The organism is Haloplanus salinarum (genome assembly GCF_024498175.1).
In the GTDB taxonomy this organism is placed as follows: domain Archaea; phylum Halobacteriota; class Halobacteria; order Halobacteriales; family Haloferacaceae; genus Haloplanus; species Haloplanus salinarum.
Genome location: NZ_CP101823.1, coordinates 892,357 through 912,887, shown reverse-complemented (window position 1 = coordinate 912,887; position 20,531 = coordinate 892,357). Strand labels below are relative to the sequence as shown.

25 protein-coding genes and 1 pseudogene are annotated in these 20,531 nt (G+C 70.4%); 17 read left to right on the top strand and 9 right to left on the bottom strand.

Going from position 1 to position 20,531, the window contains the following annotated elements; all coding sequences use genetic code 11:
• The first annotated feature begins 282 nt into the window (after positions 1-282).
• Genes NO364_RS04845 through NO364_RS04835 form a run of 3 tightly spaced genes read left to right on the top strand, consistent with a single transcriptional unit; the run spans position 283 to position 2,095 of the window.
• On the top strand, positions 283-729 hold the full coding sequence (locus NO364_RS04845; protein WP_157688297.1) for a GlcG/HbpS family heme-binding protein: 447 nt from the start codon (positions 283-285) through the stop codon (positions 727-729).
• A gap of 5 nt (positions 730-734) precedes the next feature.
• Complete coding sequence (locus NO364_RS04840) at positions 735-1,892, top strand: glutathione-independent formaldehyde dehydrogenase (protein ID WP_257629144.1); 1,158 nt, start codon at positions 735-737, stop codon at positions 1,890-1,892.
• 44 nt (positions 1,893-1,936) lie between these two features.
• Positions 1,937-2,095 carry a hypothetical protein gene (locus tag NO364_RS04835; protein WP_199243728.1) on the top strand — a complete coding sequence of 53 codons (159 nt, stop codon included), beginning with the start codon at positions 1,937-1,939 and terminating at the stop codon, positions 2,093-2,095.
• Here the strand turns inward: NO364_RS04835 and NO364_RS04830 are convergent.
• Positions 2,092-3,168, bottom strand: a complete 1,077-nt coding sequence (locus NO364_RS04830; RefSeq protein ID WP_257629143.1) for a CobW family GTP-binding protein — start codon at positions 3,166-3,168, stop codon at positions 2,092-2,094. The two genes, NO364_RS04835 and NO364_RS04830, sit on opposite strands and share 4 nt — an antisense overlap.
• Positions 3,169-3,351: 183 nt before the next feature.
• Between NO364_RS04830 and NO364_RS04825 the strand changes: the two genes are divergently transcribed.
• Positions 3,352-4,341: a transcription initiation factor IIB gene (locus tag NO364_RS04825; protein WP_157688296.1), complete on the top strand. Its 990-nt coding sequence runs from the start codon at positions 3,352-3,354 to the stop codon at positions 4,339-4,341.
• Here NO364_RS04825 and NO364_RS04820 read toward each other — a convergent pair whose 3' ends face one another.
• Complete coding sequence (locus NO364_RS04820) at positions 4,342-4,488, bottom strand: hypothetical protein (RefSeq protein WP_199243727.1); 147 nt, start codon at positions 4,486-4,488, stop codon at positions 4,342-4,344.
• 91 nt (positions 4,489-4,579) lie between these two features.
• On the opposite strand from NO364_RS04820, the gene NO364_RS04815 reads away from it, so the two are divergent.
• A complete protein-coding gene (locus tag NO364_RS04815; protein ID WP_157688295.1) occupies positions 4,580-5,044 on the top strand; it encodes an NUDIX hydrolase in 465 nt (154 codons plus the stop codon).
• Here NO364_RS04815 and NO364_RS04810 read toward each other — a convergent pair.
• The gene (locus NO364_RS04810; protein ID WP_257629142.1) at positions 5,041-6,132 is read right to left on the bottom strand and encodes an asparagine synthase C-terminal domain-containing protein; all 1,092 of its coding nucleotides are present in this window, start codon (positions 6,130-6,132) and stop codon (positions 5,041-5,043) included. The two genes, NO364_RS04815 and NO364_RS04810, sit on opposite strands and share 4 nt — an antisense overlap.
• 2 nt (positions 6,133-6,134) lie before the next feature.
• Positions 6,135-6,818 carry a PHP domain-containing protein gene (locus tag NO364_RS04805; protein WP_257628679.1) on the bottom strand — a complete coding sequence of 228 codons (684 nt, stop codon included), beginning with the start codon at positions 6,816-6,818 and terminating at the stop codon, positions 6,135-6,137.
• Between the two features lie 113 nt (positions 6,819-6,931).
• Between NO364_RS04805 and purL the strand changes: the two genes are divergently transcribed.
• Positions 6,932-9,055 carry a phosphoribosylformylglycinamidine synthase subunit PurL gene (gene purL, locus NO364_RS04800; RefSeq protein ID WP_257628678.1) on the top strand — a complete coding sequence of 708 codons (2,124 nt, stop codon included), beginning with the start codon at positions 6,932-6,934 and terminating at the stop codon, positions 9,053-9,055.
• A 44-nt stretch (positions 9,056-9,099) separates the two neighbouring features.
• Positions 9,100-9,264 carry a hypothetical protein gene (locus NO364_RS04795; RefSeq protein ID WP_199243726.1) on the top strand — a complete coding sequence of 55 codons (165 nt, stop codon included), beginning with the start codon at positions 9,100-9,102 and terminating at the stop codon, positions 9,262-9,264.
• Between the two features lies 1 nt (position 9,265).
• Here the strand turns inward: NO364_RS04795 and NO364_RS04790 are convergent, their stop codons facing one another.
• On the bottom strand, positions 9,266-9,445 hold the full coding sequence (locus tag NO364_RS04790; RefSeq protein ID WP_157688292.1) for a DUF7550 family protein: 180 nt from the start codon (positions 9,443-9,445) through the stop codon (positions 9,266-9,268).
• A 138-nt stretch (positions 9,446-9,583) separates the two neighbouring features.
• Here NO364_RS04790 and hisF point away from each other — a divergent pair, with 138 nt between their 5' ends.
• Positions 9,584-10,399: an imidazole glycerol phosphate synthase subunit HisF gene (hisF, locus tag NO364_RS04785; protein ID WP_157688291.1), complete on the top strand. Its 816-nt coding sequence runs from the start codon at positions 9,584-9,586 to the stop codon at positions 10,397-10,399.
• Here hisF and NO364_RS04780 read toward each other — a convergent pair.
• From NO364_RS04780 to NO364_RS04770, 3 genes are all read right to left on the bottom strand, one after another.
• Positions 10,396-10,680 carry a DNA-directed RNA polymerase subunit L gene (locus NO364_RS04780; protein ID WP_257628677.1) on the bottom strand — a complete coding sequence of 95 codons (285 nt, stop codon included), beginning with the start codon at positions 10,678-10,680 and terminating at the stop codon, positions 10,396-10,398. The two genes, hisF and NO364_RS04780, sit on opposite strands and share 4 nt — an antisense overlap.
• 355 nt (positions 10,681-11,035) lie before the next feature.
• Positions 11,036-11,662, bottom strand: coding sequence for a uracil-DNA glycosylase family protein (locus tag NO364_RS04775; protein ID WP_257628676.1), 627 nt, complete (start codon positions 11,660-11,662; stop codon positions 11,036-11,038).
• A 31-nt stretch (positions 11,663-11,693) separates the two neighbouring features.
• A complete protein-coding gene (locus NO364_RS04770; protein WP_157688288.1) occupies positions 11,694-12,167 on the bottom strand; it encodes a DUF5793 family protein in 474 nt (157 codons plus the stop codon).
• Between the two features lie 124 nt (positions 12,168-12,291).
• Here NO364_RS04770 and NO364_RS04765 point away from each other — a divergent pair, with 124 nt between their 5' ends.
• The 9 genes and pseudogenes from NO364_RS04765 to NO364_RS04725 all read left to right on the top strand — a co-directional run.
• Entirely contained in the window at positions 12,292-12,792 is a 501-nt protein-coding gene (locus tag NO364_RS04765; protein ID WP_257628675.1) for a DUF7549 family protein, read from the top strand.
• A gap of 238 nt (positions 12,793-13,030) precedes the next feature.
• Positions 13,031-13,933, top strand: coding sequence for a 4-hydroxy-tetrahydrodipicolinate synthase (gene dapA / locus NO364_RS04760; RefSeq protein WP_257628674.1), 903 nt, complete (start codon positions 13,031-13,033; stop codon positions 13,931-13,933).
• Complete coding sequence (dapB, locus tag NO364_RS04755; protein ID WP_157688285.1) at positions 13,930-14,703, top strand: 4-hydroxy-tetrahydrodipicolinate reductase; 774 nt, start codon at positions 13,930-13,932, stop codon at positions 14,701-14,703. The genes dapA and dapB overlap by 4 nt, the downstream gene beginning before the upstream one ends.
• On the top strand, positions 14,700-15,578 hold the full coding sequence (locus NO364_RS04750; protein ID WP_257628673.1) for a 2,3,4,5-tetrahydropyridine-2,6-dicarboxylate N-succinyltransferase: 879 nt from the start codon (positions 14,700-14,702) through the stop codon (positions 15,576-15,578). The genes dapB and NO364_RS04750 overlap by 4 nt, the downstream gene beginning before the upstream one ends.
• Positions 15,575-16,828 carry a diaminopimelate decarboxylase gene (gene lysA / locus NO364_RS04745; protein WP_257628672.1) on the top strand — a complete coding sequence of 418 codons (1,254 nt, stop codon included), beginning with the start codon at positions 15,575-15,577 and terminating at the stop codon, positions 16,826-16,828. The genes NO364_RS04750 and lysA overlap by 4 nt, the downstream gene beginning before the upstream one ends.
• A complete protein-coding gene (dapF, locus tag NO364_RS04740; protein WP_257628671.1) occupies positions 16,825-17,706 on the top strand; it encodes a diaminopimelate epimerase in 882 nt (293 codons plus the stop codon). The genes lysA and dapF overlap by 4 nt, the downstream gene beginning before the upstream one ends.
• On the top strand, positions 17,703-18,815 hold the full coding sequence (locus NO364_RS04735) for a M20 family metallopeptidase (RefSeq protein WP_257628670.1): 1,113 nt from the start codon (positions 17,703-17,705) through the stop codon (positions 18,813-18,815). The genes dapF and NO364_RS04735 overlap by 4 nt, the downstream gene beginning before the upstream one ends.
• Before the next feature lie 39 nt (positions 18,816-18,854).
• A complete protein-coding gene (locus NO364_RS04730) occupies positions 18,855-19,559 on the top strand; it encodes an RNase P subunit p30 family protein (protein ID WP_257628669.1) in 705 nt (234 codons plus the stop codon).
• A pseudogene (locus NO364_RS04725) lies at positions 19,556-19,903 on the top strand (Rpp14/Pop5 family protein); the annotation flags it as partial. The gene NO364_RS04730 and the pseudogene NO364_RS04725, both read left to right, overlap by 4 nt.
• Before the next feature lie 92 nt (positions 19,904-19,995).
• Here the strand turns inward: NO364_RS04725 and NO364_RS04720 are convergent.
• Positions 19,996-20,430, bottom strand: coding sequence for a DUF5518 domain-containing protein (locus NO364_RS04720; protein ID WP_257629141.1), 435 nt, complete (start codon positions 20,428-20,430; stop codon positions 19,996-19,998).
• Positions 20,431-20,531: the final 101 nt, after the last annotated feature.

The window sequence follows — 20,531 nt, the reverse complement described above, 5'->3', positions numbered from 1 at the left end:
AGAGGATTTATTTAGGCTGCCCAAAAAACCGCGCGCTAGCGTCGTTATCTCCGATCGCGCTGACGGACAATTTGTAAGGCGTTTCGTTTACTCCGATTACACCGGTGTTCGGAAATAGTCTCACGATGCGAGTGCCGATATTCGTCTATTCCCCGTTTTTGCGCCTTCTAATGGGATCTATGGCCATTCGAGATGACTTTACACTATTTCACCCATTTAATTGTTATCCTGATTGCGTAAAGGCGAATGTTTATCATCGTCGGGAGCGAGACTCAATCCGTAATGGTTCAATCCATCACTCTCGACACTGCAAAGGAGTTGATCGACGCGGCGGAGCGGAAGGCCGAGGAGATCGACAACCCGATGGTCATCGCGGTGACGAACAGCGAGGGGAACCTCGTCGCACAGCGCCGGATGGACGGCGCGTGGCTCGCGTCGGTCTCCATCTCGCGAAACAAGGCCTACACCTCGGCGGCGCTCGACATGCCGACACACGAACTCGCGGAGCCGTCCGAGCCCGGCAACTCGCTGTACGGGCTCCAGTCGACCGACGAGGGGCGGATGGTCATCTTCGGCGGGGGCTATCCGCTCTTCGACGACGAGGGGAACGTCGTCGGCGCCTTCGGCGTCTCCGGCGGCGCCGTCGAACAGGACATGGAAGTCGCGGAGGCGGGCGTCGATCAGTGGGAGTCGATCCGCGGTGACGCACACGTGGAGGCGAGCGACTGATGTCGATGAACGCCGTCGTCTACAAGGGCCCCCACGAGGTCGCGGTCGAGGAAGTCGACGGGCCGGAGATCGAACACCCCAACGACGTCGTCATCGACATCACGACGACGTGTATCTGTGGCTCCGACCTCCACATGTACGAGGGGCGGACGGCCGCGGAACCGGGCATCGTCTTCGGTCACGAGAACATGGGCATCGTCACCGAGACCGGCGACGCGGTGTCGAGCCTCGAGGTGGGCGACCGCGTCGTCGCCCCGTTCAACGTGGCGTGTGGACACTGTGAGAACTGCGAAGAGGGCTTCACCGGGTTCTGTACGAACGTCAACCCCGGCTTCGCCGGCGGCGCGTACGGCTACGTCGCTATGGGTCCGTACAAGGGCGGACAGGCGGAGAAGCTTCGCATCCCCTACGCCGACTTCAACGCGCTGAAGCTCCCCGAGGGCGACGCCCACGAGGACTCCTTTGCGCTCCTCGCGGACATCTTCCCGACGGGGTGGCACGGCACCGAACTCGCCAACCTCGAAGCCGGCGACTCGGTCGCCATCTACGGCGCCGGTCCGGTCGGCCTGATGGCTGCGTACAGCGCGAAGCTCAAGGGAGCCGCCGACATCTACGTCGTCGACCGCGTGCCGAGCCGGCTCGAACTCGCCGAGGAACACTGCGACGCGACGGCGATCAACTTCGAGGAGGGCGACCCCGTCGAGCAGATCAAGGACCTGCACGGTGGTGGCGTCGACAAGGGCGTCGACGCCGTCGGCTACCAGGCTGTCGACCCCGATAAGGAGGGCGACGGCGCCTACGACCCGGCCCGTGAGAACCCCGCGGTCGTCATCAACAACCTGATCCGGACGGTAAAGCCGACCGGCGAACTCGGGATTCCGGGACTCTACGTGCCGGAGGACCCCGGTGCGCCGGACGAGATGGCGGCCCAGGGCCGACTCGGGATCGACTTCGGCCTCCTCTTCGAGAAGGGCCAGGCGCTCGGCACCGGCCAGTGTAACGTCAAGGAGTACAACCGCGAACTCCGCGACATGATCATTGCCGGTCGCGCCGACCCCAGCTGGGTCGTCTCCCACCGCGTCGGCCTGGAGGACGCCCCGGAGATGTACGAGGCCTTCGACAACCGGGAAGAGGGCGTGACGAAGGTGCTGCTGGAGCCGTAAGCACACGCGACACGCCTATTACCACGCTCCGACTCTTCGATCATATGTGCCAGTACTGTAGCTACCGACTCCACGACGGCTGGACGCAACTGCTCTCGTACGACGAGACCTACCGGACGGCGATGCAGGCCGAGTCCGAGTCGACCTACGGCTTCCACGAAGCGTGGGACGACCTCCGCGAGGACGTCGGCCTCGGCGCCTAGGACTCCCGCGGGAAGGGGTCGTCCGCGGCCACGACCCCGTCCGACTCGTTCGACAGGCACTCGTCGAGCGCCGCGGTCATCGCGTCGACGTCGAGGTCACGGCCGATGACGACGAGTCGCGTCGCGGGGTCGTCGTCGCCCCACTCGCCGATCGGTCCGGCCTGGACCGCCGGCCCGGCCTGGCTCACGCCGAGGACGGTCCCCGGACGACTCGCCACCCACGCGAACCCCTTCAGACGGACCACGTCGCCCACCCACTCGTCCAGCCAGCCGTCGAAACGTTCGGGGTCGAACGGCCGTTCGCGGCGGTAGACGAACGACTCGACGCCGTGAGCGGCGGCCGCGCCGTCGTCGTGGTCGTGGCCGTGGCCGTCACTCCCCTCGGCCGCGGCGAGCGCCCGCTTCCACCCCTGCCGGCGCCGGGCCGCCTCGAAGTCGAAGCGCCCGGTGTCGAGTACCGCCGCCGGGTCGATCTCCGAATACGTCGTCCGGTGGATCGTCGCCCGGGGTTGGAGTTCCCGGACCGACGCCTCGACGGCGTCGAGTTCGTCGTCCGGGACCGTGTCACACTTGTTCAACAGGAGGACGTCACAGAACTCGATCTGATCGACGAGGACCTCCGTCAGCGGTCGCTCGGGGGTAGGCGCGCCGTCCGGGAGCGAGGCCGCTGGGTCGAAGGCCTTCCAGAACCCGTAGGCGTCGATCACCGAGACGGTCGTATCGAGGCGGAACCGGTCGGGGAGGCTGCCGCCGTCGGTCCCCTCGGTCAGCGTCCGCGCGATGGGGATCGGTTCGCTGATCCCCGAGGCCTCGACGACGAGGTAGTCGAAGTCGCGTTCGTCGGCGAGACGGGTCACCGCAGTCACGAGGTCGTCCTGCAGTCGACAGCAGATACAGCCGTTCGAGAGGTCGACGATTCCGTCCTCGGCCGTGTCGTCCAGCAGTTCGGCGTCGACGTTCACCTCGCCCATGTCGTTGACGACGACGGCGATCCGTCGGTCGCCGGGGTCGTTCAGCAGGTTGTTGACCAGTGTCGTCTTCCCCGCGCCGAGCGGACCGCTGATGACCGTCATCGGGATCTCGTCGGGAGTGTGAGTCACGTCTCCGGGCACGTTCCGCGGACGGATCAATCCCGTGTCACGCGATCGGACGGGGACATCCGGACGTCGTCGTCCCGTTCTCCCATTCCGCCAGATTTAAATATCTTCGGACGACTATTTTCTGTATAGAGCCGTTTTGCTCACCGATACCAACCAATGACCGATAGCGTACGCGGCTACACGACCGAGCGCGCACGCGCGCGCGAAAGCGAGGACGAGACGGAAAGTACCGACGGGGACAGCGAGCAGTTGCGCTGTCCGGAGTGTGGCGGGCAACTCGCCACCGACACCGAACACGGCGAGACCGTGTGTGCCGACTGTGGACTCGTCGTCGAGGAGGACGAGATCGACCACGGCCCCGAGTGGCGCGCCTTCGACTCCAAGGAGAAAGACCAGAAGTCCCGCGTGGGTGCCCCGACGACCCAGATGATGCACGACAAGGGGCTGTCGACGAACATCGGCTGGCAGGACAAGGACGCCTACGGCAAGACCCTCTCGTCGCGCCAGCGCGAGAAGATGCAGCGCCTGCGGACCTGGAACGAGCGGTTCCGCACCCGTGACTCGAAGGAGCGCAACCTCAAACAGGCCCTCGGCGAGATCGATCGCATGGCCTCGGCGCTCGGCCTGCCCGAGAACGTCCGCGAGACCGCGAGCGTCATCTACCGCCGCGCGCTCGCCGACGACCTCCTACCCGGCCGATCGATCGAGGGCGTCGCCACCAGCGCGCTGTACGCCGCCGCGCGCCAGGCCGGCACCCCACGAAGCCTCGACGAGATCGCCACCGTCTCCCGCGTCGAGAAAGACGAGATCGCCCGCACGTACCGCTACGTCGTCCGCGAACTCGGTCTCGAGATCCAGCCCGCCGACCCCGAACAGTACGTCCCGCGCTTTGCCTCCGAACTCGATCTCTCGGACGAGTCGGAGCGCCGCGCCCGCGATCTGCTGAAGACCGCCAAGGAGCAGGGCGTCCACAGCGGCAAGAGTCCGGTCGGCCTCGCGGCCGCCGCCATCTACGCCGCCGCCCTCCTCACCAACGAGAAGGTGACCCAGAGCGAGGTCAGCGAGGTGGCCAACATCAGCGAGGTCACCATCCGCAACCGGTATCACGAACTGCTCGAAGCCGAAGAGCAGATCCAGGTCCCGTAGCTACCGGTACTCGATCGTCACCGGCGCCTCGGCGGGCAGCACGACGGTGTTTTCCTCGCCCGAGAGATCGATCTCTATTGTCCCGACGGTGGACTCGACGGGCACGGTTCGGTGCAGACGGTCGTCCTTGATGCAAACGTGACTCACGGTGGAGGGGCTCCCGGGGGACGGTACCACCCCACCTGTAAAAAAGGTATCCGGTCGGAAGGCCGATACGTCCCCCGTCCGTTCCCCGGCCATGGAACGGACGCGACATTTCACCGCCACGGTGTATCTCGTCGCCGACGGGGCGACGGCGCTGCACGACCACCCGGGACTCGGCCTCCGGCTTCCGCCCGGGGGGCACCTGGAACGCGGCGAACTCCCCCACGAGGCCGCGCTGCGGGAGGCCCGCGAGGAGACGGGGCTTGAGCCGACGCTCCTGACCGACCACGCGGACGTGTCGTCGTCGACGGCGCGAGCCGTTCCCCGGCCTCGACATCTGATGCTCGCCGACGTGAACGTCTGTGACGGCGAGGTGGGTCACCAGCACGTCGACCACGTCTACTACGCGACTGTCGACGGCCGACGGATCGACCCCGCACCGGGCGAACCGGGTCCTGAGGCGTGGACCTGGTACGATCCCGCCGCCCTGCGCGAGGCCGACGTGGACGCGGACGTGCGGGAGCTGGGCCTGGAGGCCATCGCGGTGGCGGCCGACTAGGTCCCGTCGACCAGCGACTCGACGTACCGGTCGACGTGGCGATCCATCCGGCGTTTGAACCCCGCCTGCCGGGCGAGCCGGTCGAGCTCCCGGGAGACCAGACTGCCGTACTGGACGGCCTTCTTGTCGGCGCCGACGACCGGCCCCGGGAGCCAGCCGGCGGCCGCCCGACGGAGCGCCACCTTCCGCTCGTCGGGCGTCGCGAGGAGGTGGCCCGGGAGGGGAAGGGCCGCCCCGACGACGCGGTCGGAGAGCAGCGGCGTCACGGGGGTCACGCCCGCGGCCCGGAGGACGAGCGTGTCGCGTTCCAGCTGGCCGGGCAACGACCGGATCACCTCCCGGGTCGCGCCGCGGACGGTCGTCGCGTCGACCCGGTCGTCGTCTGCCGGGTCGACCACCTTCGCGTACCCGCCGAACAGTTCGTCGGCCCCCTGGCCGAGCGCGAGACGGTCGAAGCCGTCGGCGGCGACGCGTTCCGCGACCAGATACAGCGGGAGCGCGATGCCGACCGTCATGGCGTCGGTCCGCCCCGTCGCGGCGACCACCTCGGGCACCGCGCGTTCGAGGGCGTCGTGGTCGAGTTCGACCACCCGTAGGTCCCGATCCATCGCCGCCGCCGCGTCCCGCGCCGCGGCCACGTCGTGGGCGTCGGGGAAGCCGGCGACGTAGCAGGGGGCGTCGGGGACGCCCGCCGCCACCAGTGCGGAGTCGACGCCGCCGGAGAAGGCGACGGCGAGGTCCGCCGCCCCGTCGACGGCGGTCACGGACTCCCGGACGGCGCGCTCGACGGCCGCGAGGGCCGCTGCATCGTCGGTCGAGACCGCCGGGTCGGGGAGCGACCAGACCCGCCGATCGACGGTTTCGCCGTTCCGGCGCTCCCTGACGTGGCCCGCGGGCACCGGCGTCGCGCCGGCGGCGTCGTCGGGGGAGAACCCCCAGTTTTCGGGCGTGCCGAAGAGCGGCTGGCGACCGAGGACGTCGCGGACGAGACGGCCGTCGAGCGCGCCGGCGAACCCGTGGGTTCCGGGGAGCGGATCGGCGCGTTCGACGGCGCGGCGGACGGTCGCGGGGTCGGCGCCGCGGAGCACGGTCACAGCAGGTCGCCGAGCGCCCGTATCATCCGTCGTTTCGCCCCGCCGGCGGCCTGTCTGAAGCTGATGTGCCAGGGCGTGCGGCGACCGACGACGCTCGTCCGGCCGGCGGCGATGGCGTCGAGGATGCCCGCGGCGGTACGGTCGTCGGTGCCGACTTCGGTGGTCGCCTGGCCGACCATCTCGGCGATGTGGGCGTCGCTTCCGGCGGTCATCGGGAGGCCGTGGGCCTCGGCGAAGCGTTCGGCCTTGCGGTTCGCCCGCCCGGTCAGGAGCCGGGAGTTGTACACCTCGATGGCGTCGGCGCTGGCGAGGGCCTCGGTGGAGACGTGGGGCGCGACGCCGTGACGCGAGGACTGGAAGGGGTGGGGGACCACGGCGATGCCGCCCTGGTCGTGGATGCGGTCGAGCGTCGCCTCGAAGGGGAGGCCCGCGGGGATCGCCTCCCGGATCCCGAACGCGAGGACGTGCCCGGCGGCGGAGGTGATCTCCATGCCGGGGATGCCGATCAGGCCGTAGTCGGCGGCCTTCTCGACGGCGTCGAGGCTCGCGTCGATCTCGTCGTGGTCGGTGACGGCCAAGGCGTCCAAGCCGATCGACTGCGCCTGCTCGAGCAGGTGGTCGACCGGGTCCCGGCCGTCGTGTGACAGCGACGAGTGCGTGTGCAACTCGACCGATAACACGGTCGTACTGTGCGGTGCCGGCGGTAAAAAGGCCGCCGGTCCGAACCGTCCGGGACGGCGGGAGTGGCGCACATGGAAAGACATTACCCCCACAGCGCGAAAGACGGAGGTGAATGAGCCTGTCCGATCCGGATCACGACCTCGTCGCCGCCGAACTCGGGCGGGACCCCACGCCCGCCGAGGCGGCGCTCTTCGAGAACCTCTGGAGCGAACACTGCGCTTACCGCTCCTCGCGGCCGCTCCTGTCGGCGTTCGACAGCGAGGCCGACCAGGTCGTCGTCGGCCCCGGCGACGACGCCGCGGTCGTCTCGCTGCCCGAGTACGGCGACGACGCCGAGGAGACCTACGTCGCGATGGGCGTCGAGAGCCACAACCACCCTTCCTACGTCGACCCGTACGACGGCGCGGCCACCGGCGTCGGCGGCATCGTCCGCGACATCCTCTCGATGGGCGCGTACCCCATCGCCCTGACCGACTCCCTCTACTTCGGCGGCTTCGACCGCGAACACTCCCGCTACCTCTTCGAGGGTGTCGTCGAGGGTATCGCCGACTACGGCAACGCCATCGGCGTGCCCACTGTCGGCGGGAGCGTCGAGTTCCACGAGGGCTACGAGGGCAACCCGCTGGTGAACGTCGCCTGCGTCGGTCTAGTGACCGAGGACCGCCTCGTCACCGCCGAGGCGAAGCGCCCGGGGAACAAACTCGTCCTCGTCGGCAACGCCACCGGCCGCGACGGCCTGGGCGGCGCCTCCTTCGCCAGCGAGGACCTGAGCGAGGACGCCGAGACGGAGGACCGCCCGGCGGTGCAGGTGGGCGACCCCTACACGGAGAAACTCCTGATCGAGGCCAACGAGGCGCTGATCGACGAGGACCTGATCCGATCGGCCCGGGACCTGGGCGCGGCCGGACTGGGCGGCGCCTCCAGCGAACTCGTCGCCAAGGGCGGCCTGGGGGCCGACATCGAACTCGACGCGGTCCACCAGCGCGAGCCGAACATGTCGGCTCTGGAGATCCTGCTCGCGGAGTCCCAGGAGCGGATGTGTTACGAGGTCCGCCCCGAGGACGTCGACCGGGTTGCCGAAATCGCCGATCGCTACGACCTGGGCTGTTCGGTCATCGGCGAGGTCCGCGAAGGCAACTACGTCTGTACGTTCGGGGGCGAGACGGTCGTCGACGTCCCCGCCGAGTTCCTCGCGGACGGCGCGCCGATGAACGACCTGGCGATGGCGGAGCCGGAGCAACCCCCGCGCGACCGCCCGGACGCGGAGCTCGACGCCGCCTTCGACGCCGTCGTCGCCAGCCCCAACACGGCGAGCAAGGCGTGGGTCTACCGCCAGTACGACCACGAGGTCGGAACGCGGACGGCCCGCCGGCCGGGCGACGACGCCGCCGTGATGGCGATCCGCGAAGCGGGCACGGGCCTGGCGCTCTCGGCGGGAGCGATCCCCGCGTGGACGGACACCGCCCCCTACGAGGGCGCCCGCGCCGTCGCGCTGGAGAACGCGACCAACCTCGCGGCCAAGGGCGCGCGACCCCACGCCGCGGTCGACTGCCTCAACGGCGGCAACCCGGAGAAACCCGACGTCTACGGCGGCTTCGGTGCCATCGTCGACGGCCTGGCCGACATGTGTCGCGACCTCTCGGTCCCCGTGGTCGGCGGCAACGTCTCGCTGTACAACGACTCGGTGACGGGCCCCATCCCACCGACGCCGACGGTGGCGATGATCGGCGTCCGGGACGGCCACGACGCCCCGCCGCTCGGGGTCACGGGCGAGGGGACCCTCCTCGAAGTGGGGGCACGCGGCGGTGCCCTCGGCGGCTCCGAGTTCCTGGCACGCATGGGCGGGAGCGACCGCTTCCCGGCCCTGCCCGCGGACGCGCCGGCGACGGTCGAGGCCGTCCGCACGGTGGCGAACCTCGACTCGACGCTCGCGACCCACGACGTGAGCCACGGCGGCCTCGCGGTGACGCTCGCGGAGATGGTGAGCGCCGAGGCGGGCATCAGTGCGACCGTCGAGGGCGTCGACGCGCTGTTCGACGAGACGCCCGGCCGGGTCGTCGTCGAGACGACCGACCCCGACGCCGTACGCGAGGCGGCGGGCGACGTCCCCGTGCGGGATCTGGGCGCGGCGACGACGAGCGGCGAACTCGTGGTGTCGGTCGGCGACGAGCGACTGACGCGCGACGCCGCGGGGATTCGCGACCTGCGGGCCGTGATCGACGACGAGTTGGCGTAGCGGCCGCTCGTCGGTTTTAGGTGGATCGGGGCGCGTGAACCGCCGTGAACGATCGTTCCCTCCGGCGGCGACTCGACGCCGCCCTCGTGCTGTTGGCCGCGGCCGTCGTCCTGTTGCTGGCGCTCGCGCTCCGGTTCGCGCCCGAGACGACGGTCGGGTTACTCGTGTTCGCAGCGTTGCTCGGCTACGCCTTCCGTGTCGGCCGATGAGTCACAGGAACAGCGGCAGGCCGAACGTGACCGCGAGGCCGACGAGGAGGACGACGAACCCGACGCCGGCCTGTCCGGTCGTGAACTCCTGCATGGGCGAGGTGACGCGTCCTTCGTCGGCCTCGTCCTCGCCGTGAGGGTGGTGCTCGTGGTCCGCGTGATCGTCGACGTGATCGGCCATGGGTGCCCCTCGGGCGTCGCGTTACAAAAATACACCTGATACGTTGGACGTAAGTCTCGAAACGGTTACAGCCGACGGGATGAACGCCGTCGACTACCGAACGGCCTTTGACCGGGCCCGTCGTAGCCCGGGATACGGATGGCCGTAACCAAGCGCATCATTCCCTGTATCGACGTGGACCTCGACGAGGACGGCAACCCGGCGGTGTACACCGGCGTCAACTTCGAGGACCTGAAGCATACGGGCGACCCGGTCGAGATGGCCCGTCGGTACAACGAGGCGGGGGCCGACGAGTTCGTCTTTCTCGACATCACGGCGAGCGCGGAGGGCCGCGAGACCATGCTCCACGTCGTCGAGCAGGTGGCCGACGAGGTGTTCATCCCGCTGACCGTCGGCGGGGGGATCCGGACCCGGGAGGACATCAAGGAGACGCTCCGGGCCGGCGCGGACAAGGTGTCGATCAACACCGCGGCCATCGAGAACCCGGAGCTGGTCGACGCCGGGGCGACCGCCTTCGGTAGTCAGTGTATCGTCATCAGCGTCGACGCCCGCCGCCGCTACGACGAGCAGGGGGAACATTACGAGCGGATCGACGGCGAGTCCTGCTGGTTCGAGTGTACGATCAAGGGCGGCCGCGAGGGGACCGGCGTCGACGTGGTGGAGTGGGCCCGGGAGGTCGAATCCCGGGGCGCGGGCGAGCTGTTCGTCAACTCCATCGACGCCGACGGCACCAAGGAAGGCTACGACATCCCGCTGACGCGGGCGGTCTGTGACAACGTCTCGACGCCGGTCATCGCCTCGTCGGGGTGTGGCGGTCCCGAGGACACCCGCGAGGTGTTCGCCGAGGCGGGCGCCGACGCCGCACTCGCGGCCTCCATCTTCCACTTCGACGAGTACACGATCCGCGAGGTCAAGGAGTATCTCGACGACCGCGGGATCCCCGTTCGGCTCTAGGCCGCCGCGTCGAAGGCCGCGACGAAGTCGTCCGCGAGGCCCTGGACCCGCCGCGAGGCGTCGCCCACGGCGTCGAGGGGATCGGTCCCGTCCTCGGTCTTGATCGAGAGGATCGGCTCGGTCTGTCCGCCGGACTGTTCGGGGTTCATGTCGTAGGTCGCGGCCGTGACGCCCGGGGTCTCCAGCAACGCCCCCTTGAGGACGTTCATGAACGTGTGATCCTCCCCGGCGATCTCCATGCGTAGTTCCTCGTCGGTCTTCTCGATGACCCGCAGTTCCATACCCAACGCTACCGGCGGTTGGCGTTTCAAGGTTTCGTAACCGTGTCGGCCCGCCGAACGGTCGGGTGCCCAACGAACGGGCGACGCCGGGATGGCGTCCCCCGAACGGAGAACGTACGGGACCACGCGAGGTGGTCTCCCGACTGACCAAGCCACTGCGAGGAGCACCAGACTCGCAATGTGCTCTGCGATACGTGACGCGTCGGGCCGAAGGCCGTTCGCGTCATCTACTAGGTTTACATTTGTGCTAAAAAGTCTGTCGATCGGACCAATACCTTCCACAAACTGTGAGCTGAGTACTCGTATATCATATTTGAAACGGGTTCCCGTGGACGTTCGGCCCGAACGATGACGCTCATCGGACGAGATACGGATCGTTGCCCGCGACGAAGCGCCCGAGGTCGGTCTCGCGCCGGTAGTCGGTCGACCGGAGGCGGTCGATGGCGTCGACGAGGCGGCCGGCGTCGTCGGACTCCCAGTCCGACGGCTCCCGGATCGGCAGCACGAGCCACCCGCTCCCGCGCAGTTCCGTCGCGTGGAGCGTCGCGACGTCGAGGGCGTCGACGTCGTGGGCGGTACAGATCTCGACGACGTGTTCGGTTGCACGCTCGCCGACGGGAAAGAGCACGTGTGCCGCGATGGCTCGGAGTTCGGCGTCGAAGAAGGGTTCCATCGCCGCGTAGTCGTCGTCGGTCGGCTCCCCCTCCGGGACGCAGGTGTGGAGATAGGAGAGGAACGTGTTCTCGACGGTCGGTTCGTCGCCGGTGGATCGGAGGAGGCCCGCGTCGTGGAGCGCCCGCTGGAGGCGTCGACCGGCGGGCGTTCCCGTGAAGGGGACGCCCGTCTCCGCACCCCCGTGGACGCCGGGGTGGTCGCCGACGACGTGGAAGTGGGCGTTCGCGTCCCCGTATCCCGGGACGTTCCGCTCGCAGGGCGGGTCCATGCCGAACGGGTTGCTGACGCGGTCGGTGACGTTTCGCACGGGTACCGCCTACGCGGCCAGGAACCTAAATCTACAGTTCGACGCCGGAGGGGATCAGGCTCTTCGACCGGAGGAGGCTCCCGTTGGCGTCGTAGACGAGAAACGTACTCTTCGAGTAGGTGGCGAGCGGTTCGCCGTCGATGCGGAGGACGACGCTGTAGCGACCCGCGTCGCCGTCGGTCGACTGGCCGTACTCCCGGGCGGCACGAACGAATCGCAGGACGTCGTCGGCCTCCTCGTTGAGTTCGAGGAGAAAGTCGCCGGTGATCCGATCGGTGACGCTGACGACCCCCGTGGCGTCGGGCGTATCGAGCGAGTCCTGCAAGCGGAAAGTCACGTCCGTCTCCTCTGCCCCCAGCAGGTCTCCCTCGGCATCGGTCAGCCGCTCCGTCAACGTCTCTTTCGGTCCGTGGAAGTCGATAACGACGCGGGGTTCGGCCGGTTCGTCCCCGGTCTCCACCCAGTCGACGTTGTGTGCTTCCAACTCGAAGTGGTCACGCCTCATTCCGTATCCTCGCTTTTGTGTTCAGGCGGTATGAACGTAACGCCCCGCGACCGCAACCGGGTTTCGGCGGTCCGTCGGGACGGACGCCGAGGGGTTTATTGACCGGCTTGCCCTCGGCGACGGTATGTGGGTCCGGTCGGAGTACGCGGGCGAACTGGCCGTCCTGACCACGTGGTTCGCCGCGCTGATCCCGTGGAACGTGACGTTCGCGAACCTCGGGGACGGCGCCCTCCTGTTCGTCCGCTTTCCACTCTTCCAGGTCCGGTACACCTTCGGCGTCCCCATCGCCGCCGGCATCGCCGTCGTCGACCCCCTCACGGCGACGGCCTTCCAGGGGGGACAGGCGCTCGAACTCCCCTATCGGCTGTGGACGGTCGGCGCCGGAATCTTCGCCGCGGCCCTCGTCGTCTCGGCCGTCTACTACCGCCGCGAGGCGTGGGCCGAATCCTGGCCCGTCGACCCCGTCCGACTCCTCGGGACCCTCCTCCTGGCGACGGGAGTCGTCCTCGCGGCGGCGACGTACTTCCTCCTCTCCCGGGGGTTCCCGGGCATCCCCATCCCCATCGGCGTCGTCTTCCTCTTCCTGTTCGGCGTCGTGTTGCTGACGGTCGACCGGACCGAGTGATGGTCGGCCGCGGACACAAACTATAAATCCGCCGCGTGTCCCTATTCGCACGTGATACCGCCACGCGTCGTCGCCGAACCCGCACGCCGGTCGGCAGCGACGGGTGGCCTCGCGGCTCTCCTGAAAAAACGCGGTCGGTAGCTCCGCTCGTGGCGGGGGTGGCGACCCCGTCCCGGGTGACCGCCGACGACCGACCCGTTCCGACACGACTAACAGCGCAGACGACACCCATCCGACAATGACGCTATCCGAGTTCCGCGGGGTCTATCCCGCCATGATCACGCCGTTCCACGCGGACGGCAGTATCGACTTCGAGACGCTCCGAACCGACGCCAGACGGCTCGCCGACGCCGGCGTCGACGGGCTGGTGCCCGTCGGCTCGACCGGCGAGAGCGCGACCCTCTCCCACGACGAACACATCGAGGTGGTCGAGGCCGTCGTCGACGCCGTCGGCGACGACGTGCCGATCATCGCCGGCTCCGGCTCGAACAACACCGCCGAGGCGCTCTCGCTCTCCCGGCGCTCGGCCGACGCCGGCGCCGACGGGCTCCTCCTCATCTCGCCGTACTACAACAAGCCCGAACCCGCGGGGATGATCGAGCATTACCGCACCATCGCCGACGAGGTCGACCTCCCACAGATCGTCTACAACGTCCCCGGGCGGACGGGCCGGAACATCACCCCCGACACCGCCGTCGAACTCGCCACCCACCCCAACATCCTCGGCTACAAGGCCGCCAGCGGCGATCTGAACCAGGTCTCCGAGGTGGTCGAGCGCACCCGCGACGAGGACTTCTCGGTGCTCGCCGGCGACGACGGCCTGATCCTTCCCACCCTCGCCGTCGGCGGGACGGGAACCATCAGCGTCGTCGCCAACGTCGAACCCGAACGGACCGTCGACTTGGTCCACTCGGCGCTCGACGGCGACTTCGAACACGCACGGGAACGTCACCACGAACTCGGCCCGCTGATGCGCGCCCTGTTCTGGGAGACCAACCCCATCCCGGTCAACGAGGCGATGGCCATCCGCGGCTACGGCCCCGGGACGGTCCGCTCGCCGCTCACCCGCCTCTCCGGGGAGTACCGCGACGACCTCGAAGCGATCCTCGCGGATCTCGGTCCGGTGGAGGCCGAGCCGTGATCGATGTCGCCGTCACCGGCGCCGGCGGCCACATGGGCCGCGAGGTGATCGAGGCCGCCGCCGACCGCGACGGCGTGGACGTCGCCCTCGCGGTCAACCGCACGTCGGTCGGCCCCGTCGCCGGCGTCCCGGTCGAGGACGAGGCCGACCTCCCCGCGTTGCTCGCGGAGCGCGATCCCGACGTCCTGGTCGATTTTACCCTCCCCGACCCGAGCACCCGGTACGTCGAGGCCTGCGCCGACGCCGGCGTCGCCGCCGTCGTCGGCACGACGGGCTTCTCGGAGTCACAGCTGGCCGTCCTCGCCGACGCCGCCGAATCCGTGCCCGTCCTCCGGGCGGCCAACTTCGCGCGCGGCGTGGCGGCGCTCCGGCGGGCCGTCCGCGAGGCCGTCGCCGCGGTGCCATCCTACGACGTCGAACTCACCGAGACCCACCACAACCGCAAGCGGGACGCCCCCTCGGGCACCGCCCTGACCCTCCTCGACGACGTGGACGAGGTGCGCGAGGAGCGTGACTCCTCGCCCGACGCGGACCGTGTCCACGGCCGCGAGGGCGAACAGCCCCGCGAGGACGGCGAGATCGGCGTCCACGCGCGCCGGGCGGGCGACGTCACCGGCGAACACGAACTTCTACTTGCGGGGAACCACGAGGTACTGACGCTCACACACCGCGCCGAGTCCCGCGGCGTCTTCGCCGCGGGCGCGCTCGACGCGGCGGAGTGGCTCGTCGGCCGCCAGGCCGGCGAATACGACTTCGAGGACGCACTATGACACTGCAAGCCGACGTATCCGACCTGTGGCAGCGCTACGACGACGACGACGTGGACGCCGGGACGGCGACCGCCGACGACTACGACACGCTCGATGCCTTCCTCGACGCACTGGAGGCGGGCGAGGTCCGCGCCGCCGAGAAGCGCGGCAGCGCCGAGGGAACCTCGGCTGGCTCCCGGCCGTCGGCCGGGAACGGCGAGTGGGAGGTAAACGAGTGGGTCAAACGGGGCATCCTGCTCAACTTCGGCCTGCGGGCCACCGAGGCCCGCTCCTACGGCGGCGTCGACTACCACGACGTCCTCCCCCTGCGCGAGACGGGCGACCTGGGCGAACGCGGCACCCGTAACACGCCCGATGGGACGACGATCCGCCGCGGTGCCTACCTCGGGAGCGACTGCATCATGATGAGTCCCTCCTTCGTCAACGTGGGCGCACACGTCGGCGACGGGACGCTCGTCGACTCCTGTGACACCGTCGGCTCGTGTGCCCAGATCGGCGAGAACGTCAAACTCGGCGCGAACACGCTGATCGGCGGGGTACTGGAGCCGGTCGAGGACGCGCCGGTGATCGTCGAGGACGGCGTCTCGCTCGGCGCCGGCTGTCGGGTCACGAGCGGCTTCGTCGTCGGCGAGAACACGGTCGTCGGCGAGAACACGCTGCTCTCGCCGCGCATCCCCGTCTACGACCTCGTCGAGGAGGAGGTCATCTACGGCCGTCTACCCCCGGAGCGCCGGGCGTTCACCCGGATGGTCGAGTCCTCCATCGGCGACCACGACCTCTTCGCCGGCGGCGCGTACAAGCCCGCCGTCGTCGCGATGGACATCGAGGCGGAGACACGGGACGCCACGCGGCGCGAGGAGGCGCTCCGGGAATGAGCGGGGAGGCGGCCGACACCGGCCCCGCCGTGCGACGACTCGCCGACTGGTCGGCCGCCGACCTGCGGGACCTGGCCGCCGAGTACGACACGCCGCTGTACGTCACCGACCGCGACCGGGTGGGGGAGAACGCCGCCCGCCTGCGCGCGGCCTTCCCCGACGCCGACGTGCGCTACGCGGTGAAGGCCCACACCGGCCGGGCCGTCCTCGACGCCGTCCGCGAGGCGGGACTCGGCGCCGAGTGTGCCTCCGCGGGTGAGGTGGTCCGCGCCCTCGACGCCGGGTTCGAGGCCATCCAGTACACCGCGGTCAACCCGCCGGCCGCGGACCTGGACGTCGTCGTCGACCGCTGGCGGGCGGGGGCCGACCTGACCGTCGTCGCCGGCGCGCGGGACACCCTCGACCGACTCCGGGAACGCGGCTTCGACGGTCGGTTGGCGGTCCGGGTGAACCCCGGCGTCGGCGCCGGCCACCACGAGAAGGTGACTACGGGCGGCCACGCCAAGTTCGGCGTCCCCTACGACCGCGCGGCCGAGGTGGTGGCCGACGCCCGCGCCGACTTCGACGTGGTGGGCATCCACGCGCACGCCGGCAGCGGCATCTCCGGCGAGGACCTGTCGGCCCACCGCGAACTCGTCGCCCGGATGGGCGAACTCGCCCGCGAGGTGGGCGACCTGGAGTTCGTCGACGTCGGCGGCGGCTTCGGCGTCCCCTACCGCGAGGACGAACCGCCGCTCGACCTCCCCGCCGTCGCCGACGCGACACGGGAGGCACTCGGCGCGGTCGACGCCCAGTTGGCCGTCGAACCCGGCCGCTACGTCGTCGCCGACGCCGGCGTCCTCCTGACGCGGGTGAACACGGTGAAGCCGGTCGACGACGCGGGCGCGACGGGGGCGGTTCCCGTCGTCGCCGGCGTCGACGCCGGCATGACGACGCTCCTCCGGCCGGCGATGTACGACGCCTACCACGCCATCCGGAACCTGACCGACGACCGGCCGGAGCGACCGGTCACCGTCGCCGGCCCGGTCTGCGAGACGGCCGACCTGTTCTGTGAGGGGCGATCGATGCCCTCACCGCGGCGGGGTGACCTGCTCGCGGTCGGCAACGCCGGCGCCTACGGCTACGAGATGGCGAGCACGTACAACTCCCGGCCCCGACCCGCGGAGGTCGTTCGGGACGGGGACGGAACGCGACTCGCCCGCGAGCGAGAGACCATCGCCGACGTCACCGCACTGGAGGTAGAGCGATGACGGCCGTCGCCGCGGAGAAGTACCACGGCACGGAGAACGACTTCCTCGTCGTCGCTGCGGACGCCCCGGTGGCGGACCGGGCGGCCTTCGCCCGGACGCACTGCGACCGCGAGACGGGCGTGGGCGGCGAGCGGACCGGCGCCGACGGCGTCCTCTTTCTGGACCTCGATCCGTCGGCCTCGCCCGTCCGGGTGACGATGACGCTCGTCCAGCCCGACGGCTCGATAGCCGAGATGTGCGGCAACGGGGCGCGGATCACCGCGACGTGGGCGGCCCGCGAGACGGGTGCCCGCGAGGTGATCGTCGAGACGCCGGCGGGCGACCGACACGCCGTCGTCCGGAACGAGGGCGTCACCGTCGAGATGGGCCGCCCGTCCTTCGAACCCGCGGACGTGCCCCTCGCCCGCGACGCCGGCGGGCCGCTGATCGACACGCCGATCGAGGGCCTGACCGTCACCGCGGTGAACACCGGCGTCCCCCACGCCGTCGCGTTCGTCGACGACGTGGACGCCGTCGACCTGACGGCGGTCGCCCCGCCGGTTCGCCACGCCGCGATCTTCCCCGAGGGAGCGAACGTCACGCTCGCCACGCGGGTGGATCTGGACGACGACGCCGTCGAGGGGGCGCCCGGCGCGCCCGAGGCCTACCGGCAGCGGACCTACGAACGCGGCGTCGAGGGCGAGACGCTGGCCTGCGGGACGGGCGCGGTGGCCGTCGTCGCCGCGGCCAGGCGCACCGGCCGCCTCGACACCGAGGGCCCGGTCCGCGTCTCGCCCCCCGGCGGCGACCTGGTGATCGTCGTCCCCGACGACGGTCCGGCGACGCTGACCGGCCCCGTCGAACGCGAGTTCGCGACCGAACTGGAGGTCCCCGAGTGACCGACGGCTTCGACCCCGTCGACTTCCTCGATGCCGCCGTCCGCATCGAGTCCCACGAGGACGTGACGGAGATGCGTGAGTTCCTCGTCGAGACGCTCGGTTCGGCCGGCGTCGACCCCCACGTCGACGACGCGGGCAACACGCTCGCCACCAGAGGAGCGGGGTCGCCACACGTCGTCCTGAACACCCACGTCGACACGGTGTCGCCACACGTCGACTACCGCCGCGAGGACGGCGTGATCCACGGGCGCGGCGCCTGCGACGCGAAGGGGCCGCTCGCGGCCATCCTCGACGCCTTCCTCGGGACCGACCCCGAAGCGGGACGGCTGACCCTCGCGGTCACACCCGACGAGGAAGTGTACTCCACGGGCGCGGCGGCGCTCGACCTGTCGGCCCTCCCCGGCGTCGAGTCCTCGACCGGCGACGCCTACGTCGTCGGCGAGCCGACCGGGCTGGACGTCTGTACGGCCGCGAAGGGCCGGTTCGAGGGCACGATCACCCTCTCGGGGACGAACGCCCACGCGGCCGAACCCGAGAGCGGCGTCAACGCCGTCGCCGCCGCGGAGGGGGCGCTGTCGGCCGTCCGCACCTTCGACGCCGACCGCGACCCCCACCCGTCGCTCGGCCCGGCGACGCTCACGCCGACGGTCGTCGAGGGCGGGAAGGCGACGAACCAGGTGCCCGCGACCTGTGCGATCACCGTCGACCGGCGGAGCGTCCCGCCGGAGTCCGCGGCGGGCTTCCGCGAGTCCCTAGAGCGGGCCGTCGACGACGCCACGCCCGACCCCGTCGGCGTCGCGTTCGACCTGACCGAGCGCCCGACGCCCTTCCTCGAAGCGTTCGCGACGGACGCCGACGAACCGGTCGTCCGACACCTCGCCGACGCGGCCGCCCGCGCCACCGACGGCGACGCCGGCACGGTCCGTCCCTTCACCGCCGCCACCGAGGCCTCCTACTTCTCGCCCGCGCCGACCGTCGTCTTCGGCCCCGGCGTCCTCGCCGACGAGCGGGGGCCCGTCGCCCACGCCGACCGGGAGTACGTCCGGATCGCCGAGGTGGAGCGGTCGGCGGCGGCGCTCGGCGACGCGCTCGCGGCGCTGGTCGGCTAAAGCGCAACCCCCAAGCGCCCGGGGGGACTCGGAACGACCATGTACGAGGCGGTCCACGTCGCCCCGGACGGCGACTCCCCCGCGACGGACGTCGTCGAGCGAGCCGCGCGGCTGGGGTTCGAGGGCGTCGTCGTCCTGGCCCGGGACGCGACGCCCGAGCACGACGCCCTCCGCGACGCGTCGGGCATCGACGTCGTCGACGGCGTCGAGGTGGTCGCGCCGGACCCGGAGCGCGCGAGCGGCGCGGTCGGGGGCCGACGCCCGAACCACACCGTCCTCGCGGTCCGTGGCGGCACCGACCGCCTCAACCGGTTCGCGGTCGAGAACGAACGCGTCGACGTGCTGACCCGCCCCATGGCCGACGATGGCGACGTGAACCACGTCCTGGCGAACCGGGCCGCCGAGAACGGCGTCCGGATCGAGTTCGACCTCGGCCCCGTCCTCCGGTCGACGGGCGGTCCGCGGGTGCAGGCACTCCGCGACCTGCGGAAACTCCGGGAACTCGTCGTCGACGCCGACGCGCCGTTCGTCGTCAGCGCCGGCGCCCCCTCGCGTCTGGGATTGCGAGCGCCGAGAGAACTCGTCGCCGTCGGCGAGACCATCGGGTTCGACCCCGACACCGTCCGCGCGGGGCTACGGGAGTGGGGGGCGCTCGCGGGGCGCAACCGCCACCGCCGGTCCGAGTCGTTCGTCGAACCGGGCGTCGAACGGGGGCCGTACGAGGACGACGGGGGGAGCCGATGAAACACCTTCCCAAACACCTCCGGCCGCGGTGGCGCTACCTCGCGGTGGCCCTGGAGACGCGACCCGACGCGTCGCTCACGCGGAGCGACTTCCAGCGGGCCGTGTGGTACGCCGCGGGCAACCTGCTGGGCGACGCCGGCAGCGCCGACGCCGACCTCCGGGTGCTTCGCTTCTCCTTCGACGCCGCGGCGGGCGAGGGGACGGCCGCCGTGCGCGCTCGCCACGGCGAGGTTCGACCGGCGCGGGCGGCGCTCGCCTGCGTGAGCGAGGTGGGCGGCGACCCGATCGGTCTGTACGTCCGGGGCGTCTCGGGCACCCTCCGTGGCTGTACGGAGAAGTACCTCGACTGATACGGTTTATTGTGACTGTGTACCGGTGGTTCGCCGAACCGTTCTGGCGAATCACCGGTGATGACTTACGATAAACAGTGTGAGGCTCAGACCGGCGCCGACCGTCGCCGGCCCGTCTTCCCGGCCAGCCAGCCGCCGACCTTGCCGCCGAGGAATCCACCGGGTGCGCCGATGAGGGGCGGCAGGACGCCGCTCCCCACGGCGAGGCCGACGGCGGCGACGCGGAAGGCGACCGGTCCGCCCGCCCCGAACGCGGCCGGAACGGTCTGGCCCAGGATCCAGACCACGCCCGGCGCCGAACCGATCACGCCGGCCCGAACGCCGGCGGCGGTGCCGTCGACGGTCGATCCGCCGGCGAGGTAGCCGGCGAGCAGGCCGCCGACGACCACCATGTCGAGCGAGAAATCGCTGCCCATGCCCGACAGCCAGTAGGCGCCGACGGTCGGGGGAATCGACGCCACGCCGCCGATGAGGGCGTACGGCCACGTCTCTGAGGGTCGGAGGGAACCACGCGGGGACAGCGCCGGAACGTCACCTCACCGATACAAAAACGGCTCGCTCCCGTCGGAATCGAACGAACGTCCACTCCGCCGAGACATCGACAAGAGTTAACACGGCACAT